The 16,507-nt window shown below is 46.0% G+C and carries 16 protein-coding genes; 8 read left to right on the top strand and 8 right to left on the bottom strand.

What is annotated here, in order from left to right:
- Nucleotides 1-8: 8 nt before the first annotated feature.
- Complete coding sequence (locus AC2T15_RS11505; RefSeq protein ID WP_486778356.1) at nt 9-2,708, top strand: DEAD/DEAH box helicase; 2,700 nt, start codon at nt 9-11, stop codon at nt 2,706-2,708.
- Between the two features lie 235 nt (nt 2,709-2,943).
- Here the strand turns inward: AC2T15_RS11505 and drt3b are convergent, their stop codons facing one another.
- Genes drt3b through AC2T15_RS11490 form a run of 3 tightly spaced genes read right to left on the bottom strand, consistent with a single transcriptional unit; the run spans nt 2,944 to nt 6,456 of the window.
- Entirely contained in the window at nt 2,944-4,899 is a 1,956-nt protein-coding gene (gene drt3b, locus AC2T15_RS11500; protein WP_486778355.1) for an antiviral reverse transcriptase Drt3b, read from the bottom strand.
- An 8-nt stretch (nt 4,900-4,907) separates the two neighbouring features.
- Nucleotides 4,908-6,191: an antiviral reverse transcriptase Drt3a gene (gene drt3a, locus AC2T15_RS11495; protein WP_486778354.1), complete on the bottom strand. Its 1,284-nt coding sequence runs from the start codon at nt 6,189-6,191 to the stop codon at nt 4,908-4,910.
- Nucleotides 6,192-6,249: 58 nt separating this feature from the next.
- Complete coding sequence (locus AC2T15_RS11490) at nt 6,250-6,456, bottom strand: helix-turn-helix domain-containing protein (protein WP_486778353.1); 207 nt, start codon at nt 6,454-6,456, stop codon at nt 6,250-6,252.
- A 108-nt stretch (nt 6,457-6,564) separates the two neighbouring features.
- Here AC2T15_RS11490 and AC2T15_RS11485 point away from each other — a divergent pair, with 108 nt between their 5' ends.
- The 3 genes from AC2T15_RS11485 to AC2T15_RS11475 all read left to right on the top strand — a co-directional run bounded on the left by AC2T15_RS11485 (nt 6,565) and on the right by AC2T15_RS11475 (nt 8,543).
- The gene (locus AC2T15_RS11485) at nt 6,565-6,903 is read left to right on the top strand and encodes a hypothetical protein (protein ID WP_486778352.1); all 339 of its coding nucleotides are present in this window, start codon (nt 6,565-6,567) and stop codon (nt 6,901-6,903) included.
- A 78-nt stretch (nt 6,904-6,981) separates the two neighbouring features.
- Nucleotides 6,982-7,707: a hypothetical protein gene (locus tag AC2T15_RS11480; RefSeq protein ID WP_486778351.1), complete on the top strand. Its 726-nt coding sequence runs from the start codon at nt 6,982-6,984 to the stop codon at nt 7,705-7,707.
- 386 nt (nt 7,708-8,093) lie between these two features.
- Complete coding sequence (locus AC2T15_RS11475) at nt 8,094-8,543, top strand: PACE efflux transporter (protein WP_486778350.1); 450 nt, start codon at nt 8,094-8,096, stop codon at nt 8,541-8,543.
- On the opposite strand, the gene AC2T15_RS11470 is transcribed toward AC2T15_RS11475, so the two are convergent.
- The gene (locus AC2T15_RS11470; protein ID WP_486778349.1) at nt 8,540-9,400 is read right to left on the bottom strand and encodes an alpha/beta hydrolase family protein; all 861 of its coding nucleotides are present in this window, start codon (nt 9,398-9,400) and stop codon (nt 8,540-8,542) included. The genes AC2T15_RS11475 and AC2T15_RS11470 overlap by 4 nt on opposite strands.
- A 94-nt stretch (nt 9,401-9,494) precedes the next feature.
- Between AC2T15_RS11470 and AC2T15_RS11465 the strand changes: the two genes are divergently transcribed.
- Both AC2T15_RS11465 and AC2T15_RS11460 read left to right on the top strand, forming a co-directional pair.
- Complete coding sequence (locus AC2T15_RS11465) at nt 9,495-9,860, top strand: MerR family transcriptional regulator (RefSeq protein ID WP_486778348.1); 366 nt, start codon at nt 9,495-9,497, stop codon at nt 9,858-9,860.
- Between the two features lie 20 nt (nt 9,861-9,880).
- The gene (locus AC2T15_RS11460) at nt 9,881-11,071 is read left to right on the top strand and encodes an NnrS family protein (RefSeq protein WP_486778347.1); all 1,191 of its coding nucleotides are present in this window, start codon (nt 9,881-9,883) and stop codon (nt 11,069-11,071) included.
- Here AC2T15_RS11460 and AC2T15_RS11455 read toward each other — a convergent pair.
- The gene (locus AC2T15_RS11455; protein WP_486778346.1) at nt 11,068-12,198 is read right to left on the bottom strand and encodes an HPP family protein; all 1,131 of its coding nucleotides are present in this window, start codon (nt 12,196-12,198) and stop codon (nt 11,068-11,070) included. The genes AC2T15_RS11460 and AC2T15_RS11455 overlap by 4 nt on opposite strands.
- Nucleotides 12,199-12,403: 205 nt before the next feature.
- Here AC2T15_RS11455 and AC2T15_RS11450 point away from each other — a divergent pair, with 205 nt between their 5' ends.
- Both AC2T15_RS11450 and AC2T15_RS11445 read left to right on the top strand, forming a co-directional pair.
- Complete coding sequence (locus tag AC2T15_RS11450) at nt 12,404-14,242, top strand: ABC transporter ATP-binding protein (RefSeq protein ID WP_053103153.1); 1,839 nt, start codon at nt 12,404-12,406, stop codon at nt 14,240-14,242.
- An 82-nt stretch (nt 14,243-14,324) separates the two neighbouring features.
- Nucleotides 14,325-14,954 (top strand): LysE family translocator, encoded by a 630-nt coding sequence (locus AC2T15_RS11445; RefSeq protein ID WP_053100719.1) that lies wholly within the window; start codon nt 14,325-14,327, stop codon nt 14,952-14,954.
- On the opposite strand, the gene AC2T15_RS11440 is transcribed toward AC2T15_RS11445, so the two are convergent.
- The 3 genes from AC2T15_RS11440 to AC2T15_RS11430 form a co-directional block, all read right to left on the bottom strand.
- On the bottom strand, nt 14,924-15,562 hold the full coding sequence (locus AC2T15_RS11440) for a hypothetical protein (RefSeq protein WP_486778345.1): 639 nt from the start codon (nt 15,560-15,562) through the stop codon (nt 14,924-14,926). The genes AC2T15_RS11445 and AC2T15_RS11440 overlap by 31 nt on opposite strands.
- Nucleotides 15,563-15,602: 40 nt before the next feature.
- Nucleotides 15,603-15,998 carry a DUF4878 domain-containing protein gene (locus tag AC2T15_RS11435; protein ID WP_486778344.1) on the bottom strand — a complete coding sequence of 132 codons (396 nt, stop codon included), beginning with the start codon at nt 15,996-15,998 and terminating at the stop codon, nt 15,603-15,605.
- A gap of 76 nt (nt 15,999-16,074) precedes the next feature.
- Complete coding sequence (locus AC2T15_RS11430) at nt 16,075-16,491, bottom strand: hypothetical protein (protein ID WP_486778343.1); 417 nt, start codon at nt 16,489-16,491, stop codon at nt 16,075-16,077.
- Nucleotides 16,492-16,507: the final 16 nt, after the last annotated feature.

The following is a 16,507-nucleotide window of genomic DNA, read 5'->3' as shown; positions in this document are numbered from 1 at the left end:
CTACACAGATGTTTAAATTAAAGGGCTATCAGCAGCGTGCTGTCGATGTCATGCAATCGTTTTTATCGCGTTGTTTGCAGGCCGATTCGGTTGCTGAGGCGTATAGCGCAGCACTGGCTGAACAAGATTTACCCTCGCATGCTTACCAAGAATACAGCTTTGGTCAAACACCTTATTTCTGCTTGCGCATTCCAACCGGTGGCGGTAAAACAGTGCTGGGCTCTTATGCGGTAGAAGTGGCAGCGCAGCATTATTTAGAAAGCGATGCGCCTATTACTCTGTGGCTGGTCCCGAGTATCACCATTCGCCAACAAACTGTTGAAGCACTGAAAAAGCCAGGTCATCCCTATAGGCAAAATCTTGACCGCGCCTTTAATCGCCAAGTGTTGGTGCTGGATATTGATGAGGTCACGCAGATTCGCCCGCAAGATATTGGCAGCAAAGCCATTGTCGTGGTTTCCACAATGGCGAACTTGCGCGTTAATGATACCTCGGGGCGCAAAGTCTATGCTTACCACGAAAACTTTGAGCCGCACTTTGCCAAAATCAATAGTAACCACCCTTCATGGTCACTATTAGAGCGTGTTACTGAAAGCGACCTGCAAGAAAACGGTTTAACCGAGACTGAGCTGGGGAAAGTAAAATTCTCCTTCGCCAACTTGCTAGCGGTATACCGTCCAATCGTCATCGTGGATGAAGCGCATAATGCGCGTACCAGTTTAACCTTTGACACCCTGCATCGTGTACATCCGGCAGTGATTATTGAGTTAACTGCTACGCCCAATACCACCAATAACAATGGCAGTAATGTGCTATTTCATGTTTCCGCAGCTGAGTTAAAAGCTGAAGAAATGATTAAACTGCCGATTGTGCTGACTGAGCATCAAAACTGGCAAGATGCCATACAAGATGCCGTTATTACACGTAACAAACTTGCACTTGATGCACAGAAAGATGAAGACTACATTCGCCCCATTGCGCTTTTTCAAGCGGAAAACAAAAATGCTGAAGTGACGGTTGAGGTATTAAAAAATCATCTGATTGAACAGCTGAAAATCGAAGCAAATAAAATTGCTGTGGTGACCGGCAATCAGCGCGAGCTGGACGGCATCAACCTGTTTGAACGCAGCTGTCCTATTGAATACATCATTACTATTGAGGCCTTAAAAGAAGGCTGGGACTGTTCCTTTGCTTATGTGTTTTGCTCGGTAAAGCAGGTGTCATCCAGCAAAGACGCTGAGCAACTGTTAGGGCGCGTATTGCGGATGCCTTATGCAAAACGCCGCATGATTGAAGATCTAAACCGTGCCTATGCGCACCTAGCGACCAGTAAATTTAGCCGCGCAGCGCAAGAGCTATCCGATACCCTGATTGCTATGGGTTTTGAAGAAATGGAAATTGCCGCGTTTTTACGCGAGCAAGCCGCACATCCGCAACAAGATGATTTGTTTGGTAATAATGCACCAGCGCAGCCACGCCCAGTGGTCGCACCCGCATTAGTGGTGGAGGTTGGTGAGCTGCCAGATTTTTCTGCGTTATCCGATGTAGAAAAACAACAAATCACCACCACCACAGATACGGCCAGCCAAACCACAGTAATAAAAATCACAGGAGAAGTTACAGAGAACATCCAGCAGGCGTTAACGAAGCAGGTGAAGGCGGGCAAAGATCGGCAAGTATTTGAACGCAATGTGCGTGTGCATAACCAAACGATTCAAGCCCGCAAAGCGCCTTCTGAGCGTGGCGAAGTGTTTGCTGCACTGCCGCAACTATGCATGATGCAACAAGGGCAGCTGGAGCTGATTGAATCTGAGGTGTTATTGCATGCCTGTAACTGGAATTTGCTCGACTATCCAGCCGAGCTGAAAAACTTCACGTTACACGAAACCAGTAGCAGTTTTGCTATTGATTTTGATGGCCAAAAAGTCATTTATAAGATTTCAGAACAAAAAGATGCCGTGCCTTTTAATCAGGGATTTCTTGACCTGACTGAGCAAGACCTGATTCGTTGGCTGGATAAAGAGCTGCGGCAAACCGATGTTGTACAACAGCAGTTGACTGGTTTTATCGCTGTGTTGATAAAAAATTTACTGCAAAAATACGATATGACACTGACGGCCTTGGTGCGAAATAAGTTTCCACTGGCGCGTGCCATTCGCGATTTAATTGGCATGTACCGTGCTAAGGCGCAGAGAAATAGCTACCAGCACTCTATATTTGATAGCAGCAGTACCGCCTGCTTGTCTGATGAGTTTTTGTATGAGTTCAAACCCGATAAATACCCGTCACGCCCGCCTTATTATTCGGGTAGTTTTCAATTTATGAAACATTTTTTCCCGCAGAATTTGATTGAAGATCTAAAGTCCGCGGGCGAAGAGTTCGAGTGCGCTAAAGCGATTGAAAGCCTACCGCAAATAAAATACTGGATTCGCAATTTAGTGCGCCGTGACCATGCTTCGTTTTGGTTGCCTTTGGCGCATAGCAAGTTTTACCCCGACTTTGTCTGTGAATTGAATGATGGCCGCATGCTGGTGGTAGAATACAAAGGTGACGTGTATGCCAGCAATGATGACTCGGCGGAAAAACGAGAAGTGGGTAATAAATGGGCACAGCTGAGTAACGGTAAATGCTTGTTCATTATGGCGGTAAAACAAGATCAAGAGGGGCGTGACGTTAGGCAGCAGATTTTGGATACGATAGTGAGGTGACTGAAGCCTATTTTTAATTAGGCTTCAGTGGTGAAGGAAGAGGCCCCACTGAGTGTGTGGATGCACAAGCCACCGAAGTGACTTGTGCACCGCTCAAGCACCGCCCCGTACTTCCTGTCATTGCTGACCATACACACGAGTCGATACTGAATAGCGCTCTTGCGAGCACTGGCTTCAGCCACTGGCGAACCAGTAGAAGATGAGAGGACACCCTTCCTTCAAAGGTAAGTATAACTTAATACGCCTGCTTCAGTTCCTTCTTCTCCAAAGAATTGAGCAAATCAATATCCTTCCAATCCACCTGTGCATAGCTTGTATTAATGCCCGTCAAAAAGTCCTGCAAATCCGCGCTGCCGGGCTGGGAAAATTGAAGGGTTCTAAAGAAATTTTTTATCCAAGCGGTCTTTTGCTTATCGGGTACATAGGGACACGAGAATAGGTCGAGTAAGAGATGAGCCTTTTCGCTATTCATCAAGACATCAGAGAGATCAGATAGTTTTTCCACCGCAGCATCCAAAAGCTTAGTCCTCAATTCTTGGTACACCTTGGAATCTCGCACATAGAACAGAGAGGCAACAATGGTGAAGTATGTTAACTTTCCCGCGCTGACAAAGAGCTCATCAATAATCTCAGGTGGCAACAGGTGATTATCGCCTAGCTCCCGCGTTGCTAATGCGATATTGAAGAATTCAAGGTGAACAAACCCTTCAATATCGCCAGCGTGTTTCATGCCACATTGGTCATGTAGCAACGAACAGGTTAGATCAAAAATCTTTTGATGTACCGTTGGGTAACCAGCAGGTAAATGCTGCTTGCTAAATCGTGCAGCTAAAATTAAGGACGTACTAAGTTTGTAAGAAGCACCAACAGAGGGGGCAACACTGTAAAGAAAGAACAGCACGTCAAGCAACACAATAAACGCATCAACATATTCAGCTTCTTGTATGGTGCTCGAAGGGTCGTCATGATTAACAAGCCGCTTGACTCGCTCAGTAATTACTGAAATTAAGAAGGAGGCAATCTCATCATAGGTTGATACGTTTGAATGACATAGAGCCTTCACTGAGTCAATGTAGCTTTTGGTTAATTTCCATTTATTATGAATGCTTTTAGGGCTAAGCTCACCTGTCCCAGTTTGCTCAAGGAATTTTTCAAAAAAAGAATTGGCTTGTTGCCCTGCGTCATAAACAAGCCTTGCCTTGGATGAGGAAAATGGCCTCCCCATGCATGTTGACTTTGCTGTGTTTGTATGAAGATTAAAATCAATTAGAACATCTGCATACTTATCATGAATTCTACTGGCAATAGACTCATTCCGAGCAAATATAAAAACGTCATCTACGTAGCGTCGAAATTCATAGTCTTCATGAAATTTCAAGTCCGCTAACTCTTGTATTACCCGTCGATCAATTTTCTGAAACAGTATTTCAGCAAATATCCGACTCACCTCAGGGCCTATCGGGATTCCGTTTGTCTCATTATGATTGCCGTGCCGGATGACGCCATCAAACTCCTGGGCAAAGGTAGAGGAGACAGCAACGTGCGATTTTGTAAAAGGTTTGTCCTTGACTGCCCAGGAAAGGCAGTGTGTATAGATGCTGTCAAAGCATTTTGTAACATCAAGCGTCTTTAGAAAAGAAAATCTTTTCTCCAATGCAAAGTAATCTCTCGAATTGAAGAATTTGTACAGACGGTCATATCCTCTGTACGAAAAAAATGAGGGTGCGTGCTTGGCATACCTGTCAATCCCATCGAGGGCGATGGAGCCGGTTTTATACTTGTTAATGTTCTCCCAAGAGCTTTTTGAGTAAAAGCTACTGGCAACTGTTTTGGGCGCGCGGATAGATGCCGGGCTGATAGAACAATAGTGTATTATTAGCTGTTCATATTTTTCATAGAAGACCCTTGCTTTCCACTGAGAGGCCGGATGCAGTAGAGCAAGACGTCGAAAACTCTTTGAATCTTTCTTGATCTTATATGTATATGGCACGGTCGAGCTTGGCGTTTTGCTGATGCCGTCATGCAAAACCAGAGATTTGATAACGGTACTTTGCACATGACCAGCACTATCTAGGGCAGCAATCTGGTCATAGAGCCCATCATTCGAGAAGATGATTGGGGTTTCAAACGGAGTGGTTTCCGTAATAAGAACCCTATTGTAGTCGCTACGGCGAATCCGATTTTTCTTCATTTTACGCCTTAGTAAATCCAGCAACTCTGGATCTGAGATATTCTTGCTGCAGAGAAGTGGATAAAACTACGGTTTCTGTGTCCTCTTGCAAAGCTATACGCGAGCAATTTGCGCCTCTGATGTGAAGAAATCATTGTGTTTGTTATCGAAAAAACCCTACCTTTTTTCGATAAGACTGCATTTCTAAGGAATCTATCCAGCTCTTTTAGGCCAGCAGCGTCATCTGAAATCAATGGGTAGCTATGATATATCCCGGCGATTTTCTTACCGCCAACTTTCGGGTTATACACACTGAAGTTTTGCGTCAAGAATGCGATGCGATCACGGAGCAATCCCCAGTCATTCGACTTAGCATAACTCAGGAATGATCGAACAACTCTTGTTTTCATTCGTTTGATCTTTTTCTTTGCGATATCCACGTGGACTTTCCGGTATAACTGTCCGGCCTTAGTTTTCCCCGCTTCCTCCTTGGTAGGGTTTTTAACTAAAAATTGATAACCAAGATAGTCAAACTGAAGGGGGGGGGACGCGATTGTAGAACTTTCTTTTGCCACTCTGGCCGTCGCTGCAACAATGTTTTTCTTATCAGGATTTAATTTAAGTCCAAGAGGAAGAAAGGATCGCAATTCCCGCAGAAAACATTCTTCGTCTTCCCTTGCCGACGAGACAATAATGATGTCATCGACATACCGGGAATAGTAAAATGTATTACTGGCCCAGCGCACCTTCTGATCGAAATCCCACATTAGAATTTCCGATAGAGCAGCACTAATAGACAGCCCCCTTGGTACACCGCGACCTCCAATCGAAGCATGGGCATCAAGCAGCGCCCCGATTAACTTCCTACTATGCGGACTCAAGCTTTTGATGCTCGAAACGGTATCAAAAATATGGCTCTTTTCGAAAGACTCGAAGAATGATCGAATATCCAGACGATAAATTCGATAAGGAACACCCTCTTCCAAAAGGAGCTTGAGGTTTCTGACGATCTGAGACCGCCCATCTACACTAAGTGAAGTGCTCTTTTTTAAATTCAATCGAAGTTTTCGCTCCACTAGCTCGTCTTGATGCCTAGCTAAGCGATAAACAGTTTTTCCTTTAAGAGGGAAACTTATTAGAGGTACATAAGGGGTATGAAAATGAGTAGTAGCTGATGCTAATGCTTGACTGAGGAGCTTCTCTCTAAAGTTATCTTGAGCTAAAGCCGGAATCCCACGAAAATCACTCTTATATAGGACACGTTCAAGAGTTTTTCTGCAAAAAGATTGATCGAATGAAAGTTCCCTTGCCATTTTACTTCCTCTATACCTTCAAAGCTTTAGATAATAGCTAATACCAATATTTTTTTAATTATGGCAAAAGATCGCTTGGAGAACATAGCAAAACCTCAGCAATTATATATAGCTTCTCTACCGTAATATTAACTTCTCCACGCTCAATACGCCCCATGTAGCTACGGTCAATGCCGCATGCCAAAGCTAAAGCATCTTGCGATAGGTTACGGCCCTTTCGTTCTAAGCGGATTCTAGCTCCTATGGCTTTTGCCAACTGTCCCATGAGCACAATCCCTCATATGAAAATGAAGGCGCAATAGTCAGTATTTGCGGACGTACAAGCCACGGACTATAATCCGCATTTATTTTGTAATAGTCTCAGGTACTTAATATGCAGTTGGAAATTTTGACCAAAGACCAGCAAGTCGCTGGTATCTGCGAAGACTATTGGCTGCAAGATGAAGATGGTAAATTCGTGCTTAAAGTGCGAGAAATTGCTGTTAAGCATGAAGTGAAAGCACACATAATCAGCCAGTACGTTAAGCAGCACGCCTACGTTTGGTCAGCGTCAATTTGCTGTAGAAGTTGTGAAGAGCCATGTCGTTTTAGCACTCGAATCCAGTATCAAGAACGTAATCGCTATGCAGGTTCTATATGTCAAAAGTGCTCAGAGGCTGCACGCAAAAAAACTGCAGATCAGAAGCGAAATATTCTTATAGAGCTTCGGTAAGAAGCAGCCAATAACAAACCTGACCTAGCTACGCTGGATCTCAAAAGCATTATTTATCTACTCGCTATCATTCATGCGTTGAGCAACGAAGATCTCAGTGCGATTGAGCCATTAAGTGATTACCCTAACTACACTCTATCCCCTGACCCTATTTTTGATCGATATATTCTGCGACATTTGATTGATAAGCACTTGCTATTGATTAGCTTAGATTCCTCTCCAGAAGCCGTAGAGTTTGCCGCGGATGGTACAGCCAGCATCAGCTTTGTCATGTCTACATTTGATTTCGCACTAGACCAGCAGGACATGAGCAAACTCATTCATGACTTTCTAGACACTGAAGTTTTGCAAAACATAAAGCACTCTCCTGAGCTTATTGAACTGTGCAAGGAGATTCAGTTACAAGAGTGCCTAGCCTTCCTTAAAGTGAAACTAGAAGAACACCAGTTTGATTTTTCACCAGGAGAAAAAACGCAGCATACCCTAAGGCAATGTCTAAAAACGTTCAGCGTAGCTCAGACCTATAATTTCCTTTGGCGTGCAGCTCGGGATGCTGCTGCCTATTATATGCGCAGTTACGTTTCTAAAAGACAGGCAGCAAACACGGTAGTTAGGTCGATATCTCGGAGCTTAGAGCAAGCTCTAGCAAATGATTGGAATGTGACAGCGTTCAGTAGAAACTACGATCTACCCCAATCTTCGCTCAGTCATATTGTTTTTAATGTCCTGTTGGGTACGGATGATGGTGGTTTTAAGCAGCCATTACATGAACTGCTACAGGAAACTGATACCCAAGCAGGATGATGAGCAGAAAAACGACAGGCATGATTTAAGCTAAGAAGCCTTACACCATGCCTGTTAATAGTTACCAACTTTATTAGTACGCTTTTACCCTAAAAATCTCATGAGAGCCTCAAAAGTTACCAACTTTATTTTTTGCTCTGATTTTATAGGCTCGATAGAGTGCGGCTTTGCGCTGAGCTTTGTTACCAACTTTATTAGCATCCCACAGTGGCTAATTCTGAGCACAATACTTACGTTAGAAAAGCCGGTGTTGTGATGAGCAAAGGCTTAGTAGTGTTACAATCCCCCGCCTAGGCGGAAACCGTGGCCTAGTTTTGCCCTGTGTGGGGCGTTGCAAATTAGCCGGGGCGGGCCGGTTCTTGGAACTTATTCTTTGAGCCGAGTGAATGATGATTTATTTACGTCCTGTGACTCGCCGCATAGTGTATGTGGCGTTATTTGAAGCCTTCGCGATTCTGTTATCCACATTGTTACTGATGCTGTTAAGCGGCGGCGATGCCCAAGAGTCATTACCGGTTGCGGTGGCAGTATCGGTGATAGCGGTGGTGTGGAACTACATTTTTAACAGTGTGTTTGAATGGTGGGAAAGCACCCGTAATTATCCCGAACGCACCGTGGCAATTCGTATTGCCCATGCCAGCTTATTTGAGTTGGGACTGATGCTGCTGACCATTCCGTTGTACATGTGGTGGTATCAGATAGGGCCACTGCGTGCGTTAGTTATGGAAGCGACCATTCTAATTTTCTTCTTGTTCTATACTTTTATCTTCACCTGGGGCTTTGATTTAGTATTTGCACTGCCAGAAAGACAAGAGGAGCAAGCGCTAGAAAGCTAGCGCTGCTGAAACTCTTGTAACTGCTGCAAAATATCCTGCCAAATGTGCTGATTGGCCTTTCTAAAGTAGCCAAAATGACCGATTGCCCGTTTGGGGCTGCTGGCTGCATCGTAGCTTTTAAAGCTAATACCGTGTTGGCTGTGGATATGTTTCCAGAGGTTTTCGGTGTTTTTCGGGGTGGAGATTTCATCATCCGAAGCGGTAATAACATGCACCGGAAATCCCAGTTGTTGATAAATACTATTAGGCACCACCTCAGCGTAGTATTTAGGCGAAAAAAACATACTGTCTTCTTTGCACCAGTTGCCCCACTCAATTGCCATCTGGCTGGGCAAATCTTCCATTAACTTGAGTTTTTTCGCCGGAACATAGCCACACAAGCGGACGCTAAGCGGTACGATGACTCTAAAAAATAAGTTGGCTTGCAAGCGATAACCTAAGGGCATATGCGGCATATGACCCGCTGAGACCGCCACCGCAACTAATCCGGCTAATTGTTGGCTGGCTTCGGTAAAGCCAATTTGCTGACCGCCAGCGCTGTGGCCAATGCAATATAGCGGTAGCTCAGGAAACAGAGCCTTCGCTTGATTAATCGCCGCTGGAATATCGTAGTTACCAATATCGGCATAACGATAGGCGCTATGTTTAATGCTGCCGGTGCGCGATTCGCAGCAGCCACGGTAATTCCACAGCAATACATGGTAGCCCTGCTCGGCTAAAAACTGCGCAAAAGGCAGATAAAATGAGGTCTTAGTCGCAGTACCAGGGTTAATGAGGACAACAGCTTTAGCAGCTTTGGCCTCAATCAGCTGCCCAGCTAAAGACACCTGATCGGTTGTTGTAAATTGTATTTTCATGGTGTTTTGCTCAAAAAGTGACTATTCAAATGCATCTAGTCTTACTATGCTAAACCTTGGAGCGTACTCCAAGGTCAAGCGCAAGAGGAATTCCATGCAAATTAAACAAGTTGTTGAGAAAACCGGCTTAAGTCGCGATACCATTCGTTTCTATGAGCAGCAAGGCTTAATTGCTGAGCCTAAACGCACCGAGAATGGCTATCGACAGTATGATGAGTCGGTGATTTTGCATTTAAATATGATCAATCAGGCCAAAGATTTAGGTTTTACTTTAAAAGAGATCAAGCAGTTAGTGCAGCTGTTGTATTCACGTGAACTCACCCAAGCGCAGATGCAGCGGCAATTGCAAATAAAGCGCGAAGAAATTAATCGTAAACTCAGTGAGCTGGAAAGTATTCGTCAGCAAATTGATTTAGCCTTAGCCGGCTTATGTAAGTATCGCGAACAGTTAAAGGCGTAACTGCCTTATAGGATGCCCCCATGCAGATTACCGATCGTCAGCAAGGATTAACCATTACCCCTATTTGGCGTTTAGCCTTTCGGCCATTTTTTCTGTTTGGCATTGGCTTTGCCGCATTAGCTGTGCCTTTATGGGTGTTAGCGCTCAATGGTTATTTAGCCGATTTTACACCTGCTAGCGGGTGGCTTAATTGGCATCAGCACGAGCTGATTTTTGGGTTTGCGCTGGCAATTATTAGCGGCTTTTTACTCACGGCCGTGCAAGCGTGGACCGGGCAGCCTAGTTTATCGGGGCAGCCGCTATTAAGCCTATTTGCCATTTGGTTGGTGGCGCGTGGTGCCTGGTTATTGAATGCACCCTTAGTCTGGTTAGTGGCGCTAGATAGCTTGTTTATGCTGGCTTTGTTGTTACAGATGAGCCTGTTACTGATCAGCGCTAAACAACGACGCAATTATCCAGTGTTATTAATCTTATTGCTGCTATTGGCGGCAAATAGCAGCTTTATGTGGGGTATTAGCCACGATCAACCCGCGCTAGTGCAGCAATCAAGTTATGCCGGGCTGTGGCTGATTGCGGCGATGATTACCTTAATTGGTGGGCGAGTGATTCCTTTTTTCACCCAGCGCGGCTTGGCACTGACTCAGGCTTTACCCCGTTCAGCTGGGCTCGATAATGCCTTATTAATACTGACCCTAGGTTTAGGTTTGCTGTATTTATCAGGAGTTGCAGCCGTGCTGGGGCGGTATTTGGCACTGATTTGGCTGCTGCTGGCAGTGGGTCATGGCTACCGTTTAGCCCGCTGGTATCGCAGCGCAATTTGGCGCGTGCCATTACTCTGGTCGCTGCAGGTGGCTTATGGCTGGTTGGTGATTGCCTGTGGTTTATTTGCGCTGTGGCAAGTGGGTTGGATGGCCTCGCCCAGCAGTGCGGTGCATGCCTTTACCGTGGGCGCAATGAGCAATATGATTTTGGCGATGGTGGCCCGGGTTAGTTTAGGCCATACCGGACGCCCCTTACAGCTCGGGCGCTTAACTCTAGTTAGCCTAGTGTTATTTAATCTGGCAGTGATTGCCCGAGTGCTAGTGATTCACTGGGACTACGCCGTCGGCCTGTGGCTGGCAAGCGCATTATGGCTGTTGGCATTGGGTCTATGGTTTATCCAGTACTTGCCGATTTTAACCCGTGCCAGAGTTGATGGGCATCCGGGTTAAGCGGCAATATGGCAACGCTGTAATACCAAGCGATAGAGGCCCGCAATTAGGTCTGTTTGGCTGAGTATACCAATCAGTTGCTGCTCAGCATCGACAATTGGCAGGCTATGCAATGGTTGTTCCGTCATCTGTTTTACTAGCTGCAAAATAGGGGTGTCAGGCTTGGCAAACAGGACCTCGGTAGTCATAATTTGCTGCACGCTGCAGGTCTTCGGCGTTTTACTCAGCCAGTGCTTAGGTGTTTTGGGTTGTTGCAGTAAAGCCTTAAGTAAGTCATAGCGGGTAATAATCCCTACCACCCGCTGTTGCTGCACGACCGGTAAGGCTTGTAGTTGCTGGGGCTGCATCAGTTGCCAAGCCTGATCTAAGCTTGATTCTGCAGTAATACTCAGCACAGGGTAAGACATTAAATCCGCTGCGGTTAATTGTTGGGTCATCCGCTTAAAAGCTTGTTGTTCGGTGAGCTGCAGTAAATTGACTAAATCTTCAATTCGCACATCCACGTAGTGTCCCAGCTGTTGCAGTGCTTGGGTTAAATCTTGCTGTTGTAACTGAGTGCGTTGCCAGCTTGGTAACGAGCGATTGGGATCAGGCACCGCTGGCGCTGCCAGTTTGGGATAAGGCTGTCCTGTCAGATTATTAAACAGCAGCGCACAGGCCAACAGTAATAGCGAGTTACAGAGCACCACCCAAAGAATGCTGAAGCCCCACTGCGCCACCAGATTAGGGCTGAGGGCTAAGACCAAAGCGACAGCGCAACTAGGTGGATGCAAGCACCGCAAACACAGCATGCCAAGGATGGCAAAGGCAATGCTGAGCCCGGCACGTAAGGCGGGATCTGCAATTAATACAGCGCAAATTAATCCAATGCTACCAGCGATTAAGTTACCGCCAATTAATGACCAAGGATGAGCCAAAGGTGTGTTGGCGGTAACAAACAATAAAACCGATGAGGCGCCAATTGGAGCGGCTAAACGCAGTGCAACGTCGGCGCCAAACAGCCAATGACTGACTGCAACGACCCAACTAACGCCCAGTAAGGCGCCACAACTAGCGCGTAGGGCATGTTTGGGGGTTATGGCAAAGTGCAACGGACGAAAGGCTTTCAGCCAGGCAATAAAGGGCACGTGTGATCCTAGAAGATAACCAATAACTTTAAACAGTGCTCAGCTTAGCATGAGCCCTAATGCGGGCTACAGCAGCGGCTGAGCTTTATTGCTAGGCGCAGTTAAGCGCACACACTAGGTTATAAGCACTGAAGCGATAGGCATTCATCTAGCACTCATACCTGCGGTGTTATAATTTTTATCAACTAAATAAGCTAGGTGAGTTATGGCGTGGTTTGACTGGTTTGAGCGACGGATTAATCCTTATCCACAGGAGCCCTTTGGGCTTAAACAAATAACAATTTTCCACTTTATTCAGGCGTGCGCCAAAGGCGCAGGCCCTTGGCTGTTGGTGTTAGTACTATTTAACGCAGGCCTTGGCATCTTTGAAGCGGTGTTGTTTCAGATGATGGGGGTTGTCGTTGATTGGATGAATCAGTACGGCGCTACGCAGTTGTGGGCTGAAAAAAGTGGTCCGCTGATGGCCATGCTATTGCTAATTTGCCTCAGCCCATTTTGGGTATTAATTGCCAGTAATGTGCGTTTTCAAACTTTGCAGGGCGTATTGCCGATGCGTTTGCGCTGGCAATTTCACCAGCTATTGTTAAGCCAGAGTATTCAGTTTTATCAAGAAGAGTTTGCAGGGCGGATCTCGGCCAAGGTGATGCAAACAGCCTTAGCGGTGCGCGACACCATTATGATTTGCGCCGAAATGCTGGTGTATGTGGTGATTTACTTTTTAACCACGGGCGTGATTTTGCTCAGTTTTGATGCTTGGTTATTGGTGCCTTTTGTAGCTTGGCTAATTGTATTTGGCATTGTGCTGCGGGTATTTGTGCCGAAAATGGCTGAACTAGCACGCAATCAAGCCGATGCTCGTTCGTTAATGACCGGGCGCATTACCGATGCTTACTCAAATATTGCGACGGTAAAACTGTTTTCCCACGGCGGCCGTGAGGCCAGCTACGCCAAGCAGGCAATGCAAGAGTTTATGGGCACAGTGCACGCCCAAATGCGCTGGGTCAGCTATTTAGAGTTACTCAATCATAGCCTTAATATGTTGTTAGTGGGTGGTACCGCAGCACTGAGTCTATATCTCTGGCAGCATGATCTAATTGGTGTGGGCGCGGTAGCAGCAGCGATTGCTATGGCCCTGCGTTTAGTGGGTTTATCACACTGGATTATGTGGGAAGCCACCATGCTGTTTGAAAATCTAGGTACCGTGCAAGATGGTATGAACACCATTAGCCAGCCGGTGAAGCTGCAAGATGCGGCGGACGCTAAGCCGCTAAAAGTGACTCAAGGAGCGATCGAGTTTAAGCAGGTCGACTTTCAATACATGGAAGGTAAACCGTTACTGAATAACTTTAATCTGCAAATCAAGCCAGGCGAAAAAATAGGCTTGGTCGGGCGCTCAGGGGCCGGTAAATCGACCTTAGTAAATATTTTGCTGCGCTTTTATGAAGTGAATGCAGGGCAGGTTTTGATTGATGGGCAAGATATTGCCAAGGTTACCCAGCAATCACTGCGACAACAAATTGGCATGGTGACCCAAGATACCTCGCTGCTGCACCGTTCGGTGCGGGACAATATTATTTATGGCCGCCCTGATGCCACTGAGCAACAGCTGCAACAGGCGATTGAGCGAGCCCAAGCGGCAGAATTTATTCCGTCGCTCAGCGATGCCCAAGGACGTAGAGGTTTAGAGGCCCATGTAGGCGATCGCGGCGTTAAGTTATCTGGCGGTCAGCGGCAACGCATTGCGATTGCTCGGGTAATGCTCAAAGATGCGCCAATTTTGCTACTAGACGAAGCCACTAGTGCGCTGGACTCTGAAGTGGAGGTGGCCATTCAAGACAGCTTAAATGAGCTGATGCAAGATAAAACCGTGATCGCCATTGCCCACCGTTTATCCACCATTGCCGAAATGGATCGTTTGGTGGTGATGGATCAGGGGCAAATTGTCGAAGTGGGCAGTCATCAGCAATTATTAGCAGCCAACGGACTTTACGCCCGCCTCTGGAATCGCCAATCGGGTGGGTTTTTAGGTGACGATGAGAGCTAAAACTTAGCCGCAGATGGCGTGAGCCGAGTTTACGCCCATCCTTAGGAGGTGGGCACTCTTTTGATTGCTACCAGAGCACACAATGAATTATCCCCTGTTATTAAGTTATTTAGCGGCTATTTTTTTACTGATAGCTACCCCAGGCCCGATTGTCGCGCTGGTGCTGAATAGTGCCGCACGTTATGGCTTTAAACGGGCCGTGGTGACGGTATTGGGGACTAATTTAGCCTCATTAGTATTATTGTCGATTGCGGCGCTGATTATTGCTGGGGTGATTCAGTTAGAGCCGCATTACCTAAGCTGGATTAGTCTGCTGGGGTGTGTCTTTATTGGCTGGATGGCGATTGATGGATTACGCCATGAACTTACTGAGCCGGTTACAAAACCACCTGAATTAAACCCTACTCAGTCAGGAACAGGTTTTGTGCATGGATTTTTGATGGGGATTTCTAACCCCAAAGATATTGTCTTTTTCGTCGCGTTTTTTCCACAGTTTATCGGCATCACTGCAAGCTTTAAGCTGAGTTTAAGTGTGCTGACGCTGTGCTGGATTGCGGTAGATTTTCTAATTTTATTTAGCTATATCACGCTGGTTCGCAATGACTTTTTTCAAAGACAAAAACGTAAAATTTCGCTGTTATCCTCGGGGTTTTTACTGCTTATTGCCCTGATTGGTGGGGTTTATTCAGTGCTGGAATTAGTTGGCGGATAAAGCCACTCAATATCAGTGCGCTCTGCAAATGCTTGGGGATGCAGGTATTCACCACGAAAAATGGGCTGATCTATACTCAACCAAGGCAGTGAAAAATCAGGCTGCTGTTCAGTAATGGCGTCGGCAATTAAGGTAGTGCAGTACAAATGGGGTTGCTGGCGCTGACTAAGTACAAAAGGCTGGCTGATTTTAGCGGCTATATGCTGGCTAATACGTTGCTGTTGTTCTGTGGATAAAAACTGTGGACGCGCAATGGCGATACGGCGAGCTAGTTGATTAGAGCTAAAATCGATTAACCGTGAGTTAATCACTTGATTGGAGTAGTTGGGATCATCATTTGTTGTGGCATGGGTGATAATAACTTCAGGTTCTATTGCCGTCACCACCCCTATATGTGAAAAGCGGCTCTGGCCTATATTGGCAATCAGTTCACTTTCCACTGATGTGCCTTGGCGAAACACCCAATCACCAATTTTTAGAGCAGGGAGTTGGTGTAATTCAACGATTGGACCTGTTGTTATAGCAGCAGCTTGCCGAGCCTGTTCAAGGCTCCAGCTAATGGCTAGCCCGATAAGTAAAATGAATAAAGGAAACACGCGCATAAGCATAAAAAGCCCTACCCACTGATTAATGAGTAGGGCTGTGAAGCTATAGTTTTACTTTCCAGCCATCATCGGTTTTGATGGTGCGAACATTATCGGTATCAACTTGCTTGTTATTCATAGTGACCTCAACGCGTACTACGGCAGTTGTTTTATTCTCACTATATTCTGTACTCAGTGTTTTAACCGACTTTAAACCTCCTTGCGCCTCAAATTTAGCTGAGCCTTCAGCCACAATCATGGTGACTTTACCCTTAATCATTTGTAGTTCATTTTGGTTGGCGTTGGGGATATCGATTAATTGCATTACCTTTTCCACATCGCCCTTAGCCGCGGCTTTAATAAACGCTTCCGCTACTTTATCTGGGGAACCCGTGGCTGAGCAGGCCATTAAAAATAGTGTGCTCAGAGCAATAAGTATCCAGTTTTTTACTAGCTGCATGGTGTTAATCCTTATATAGGGTAAAGAGTAGTCACGTTAAGTGGATTGATTACGAGGTGCAAGTGATCAGCAAGGCTTAGTTAGCTTTTGTGACCCCAATAAACCACTTTGGCTGCAGCTTAGATAAATCTGTGATGCAGTTTTTTTCAAGATACGCGGCAGAGTCGAGCACCATATTGTGTCCATCAATTCGTTTAAACACACACCAATGCCAAAACGGCACGCCTTGTTGTTGGTGCCATTTAATGGCGAGTAATGCGGTATCAGGCAGAGCATCCCAGTGGGTAAATGGTGTTTCAGTGGGGGCTGCGCGCCAGTCAAAATGCGTTAATAGGCGCCGTACATAATGGGTGTCTGAATACAGGGCAGTATCGGTGGCATAAATGCCTATCTGATTGGCAATAGCTTTTACCTCAGCGTAGGAGTGCTGCACGATATTGGCTACTGAGGCAATGCCGCAGCCGGTTGCTTCTTGTTGAATGATGACCTGCATAGCACTCTTCCAGCAA

Source organism: Thiopseudomonas sp. SA1F2-1K (genome assembly GCF_057443035.1).
The sequence above is the reverse complement of the archived record's forward strand: the minus strand, read 5'-3'. Positions and strand labels throughout refer to the sequence as shown.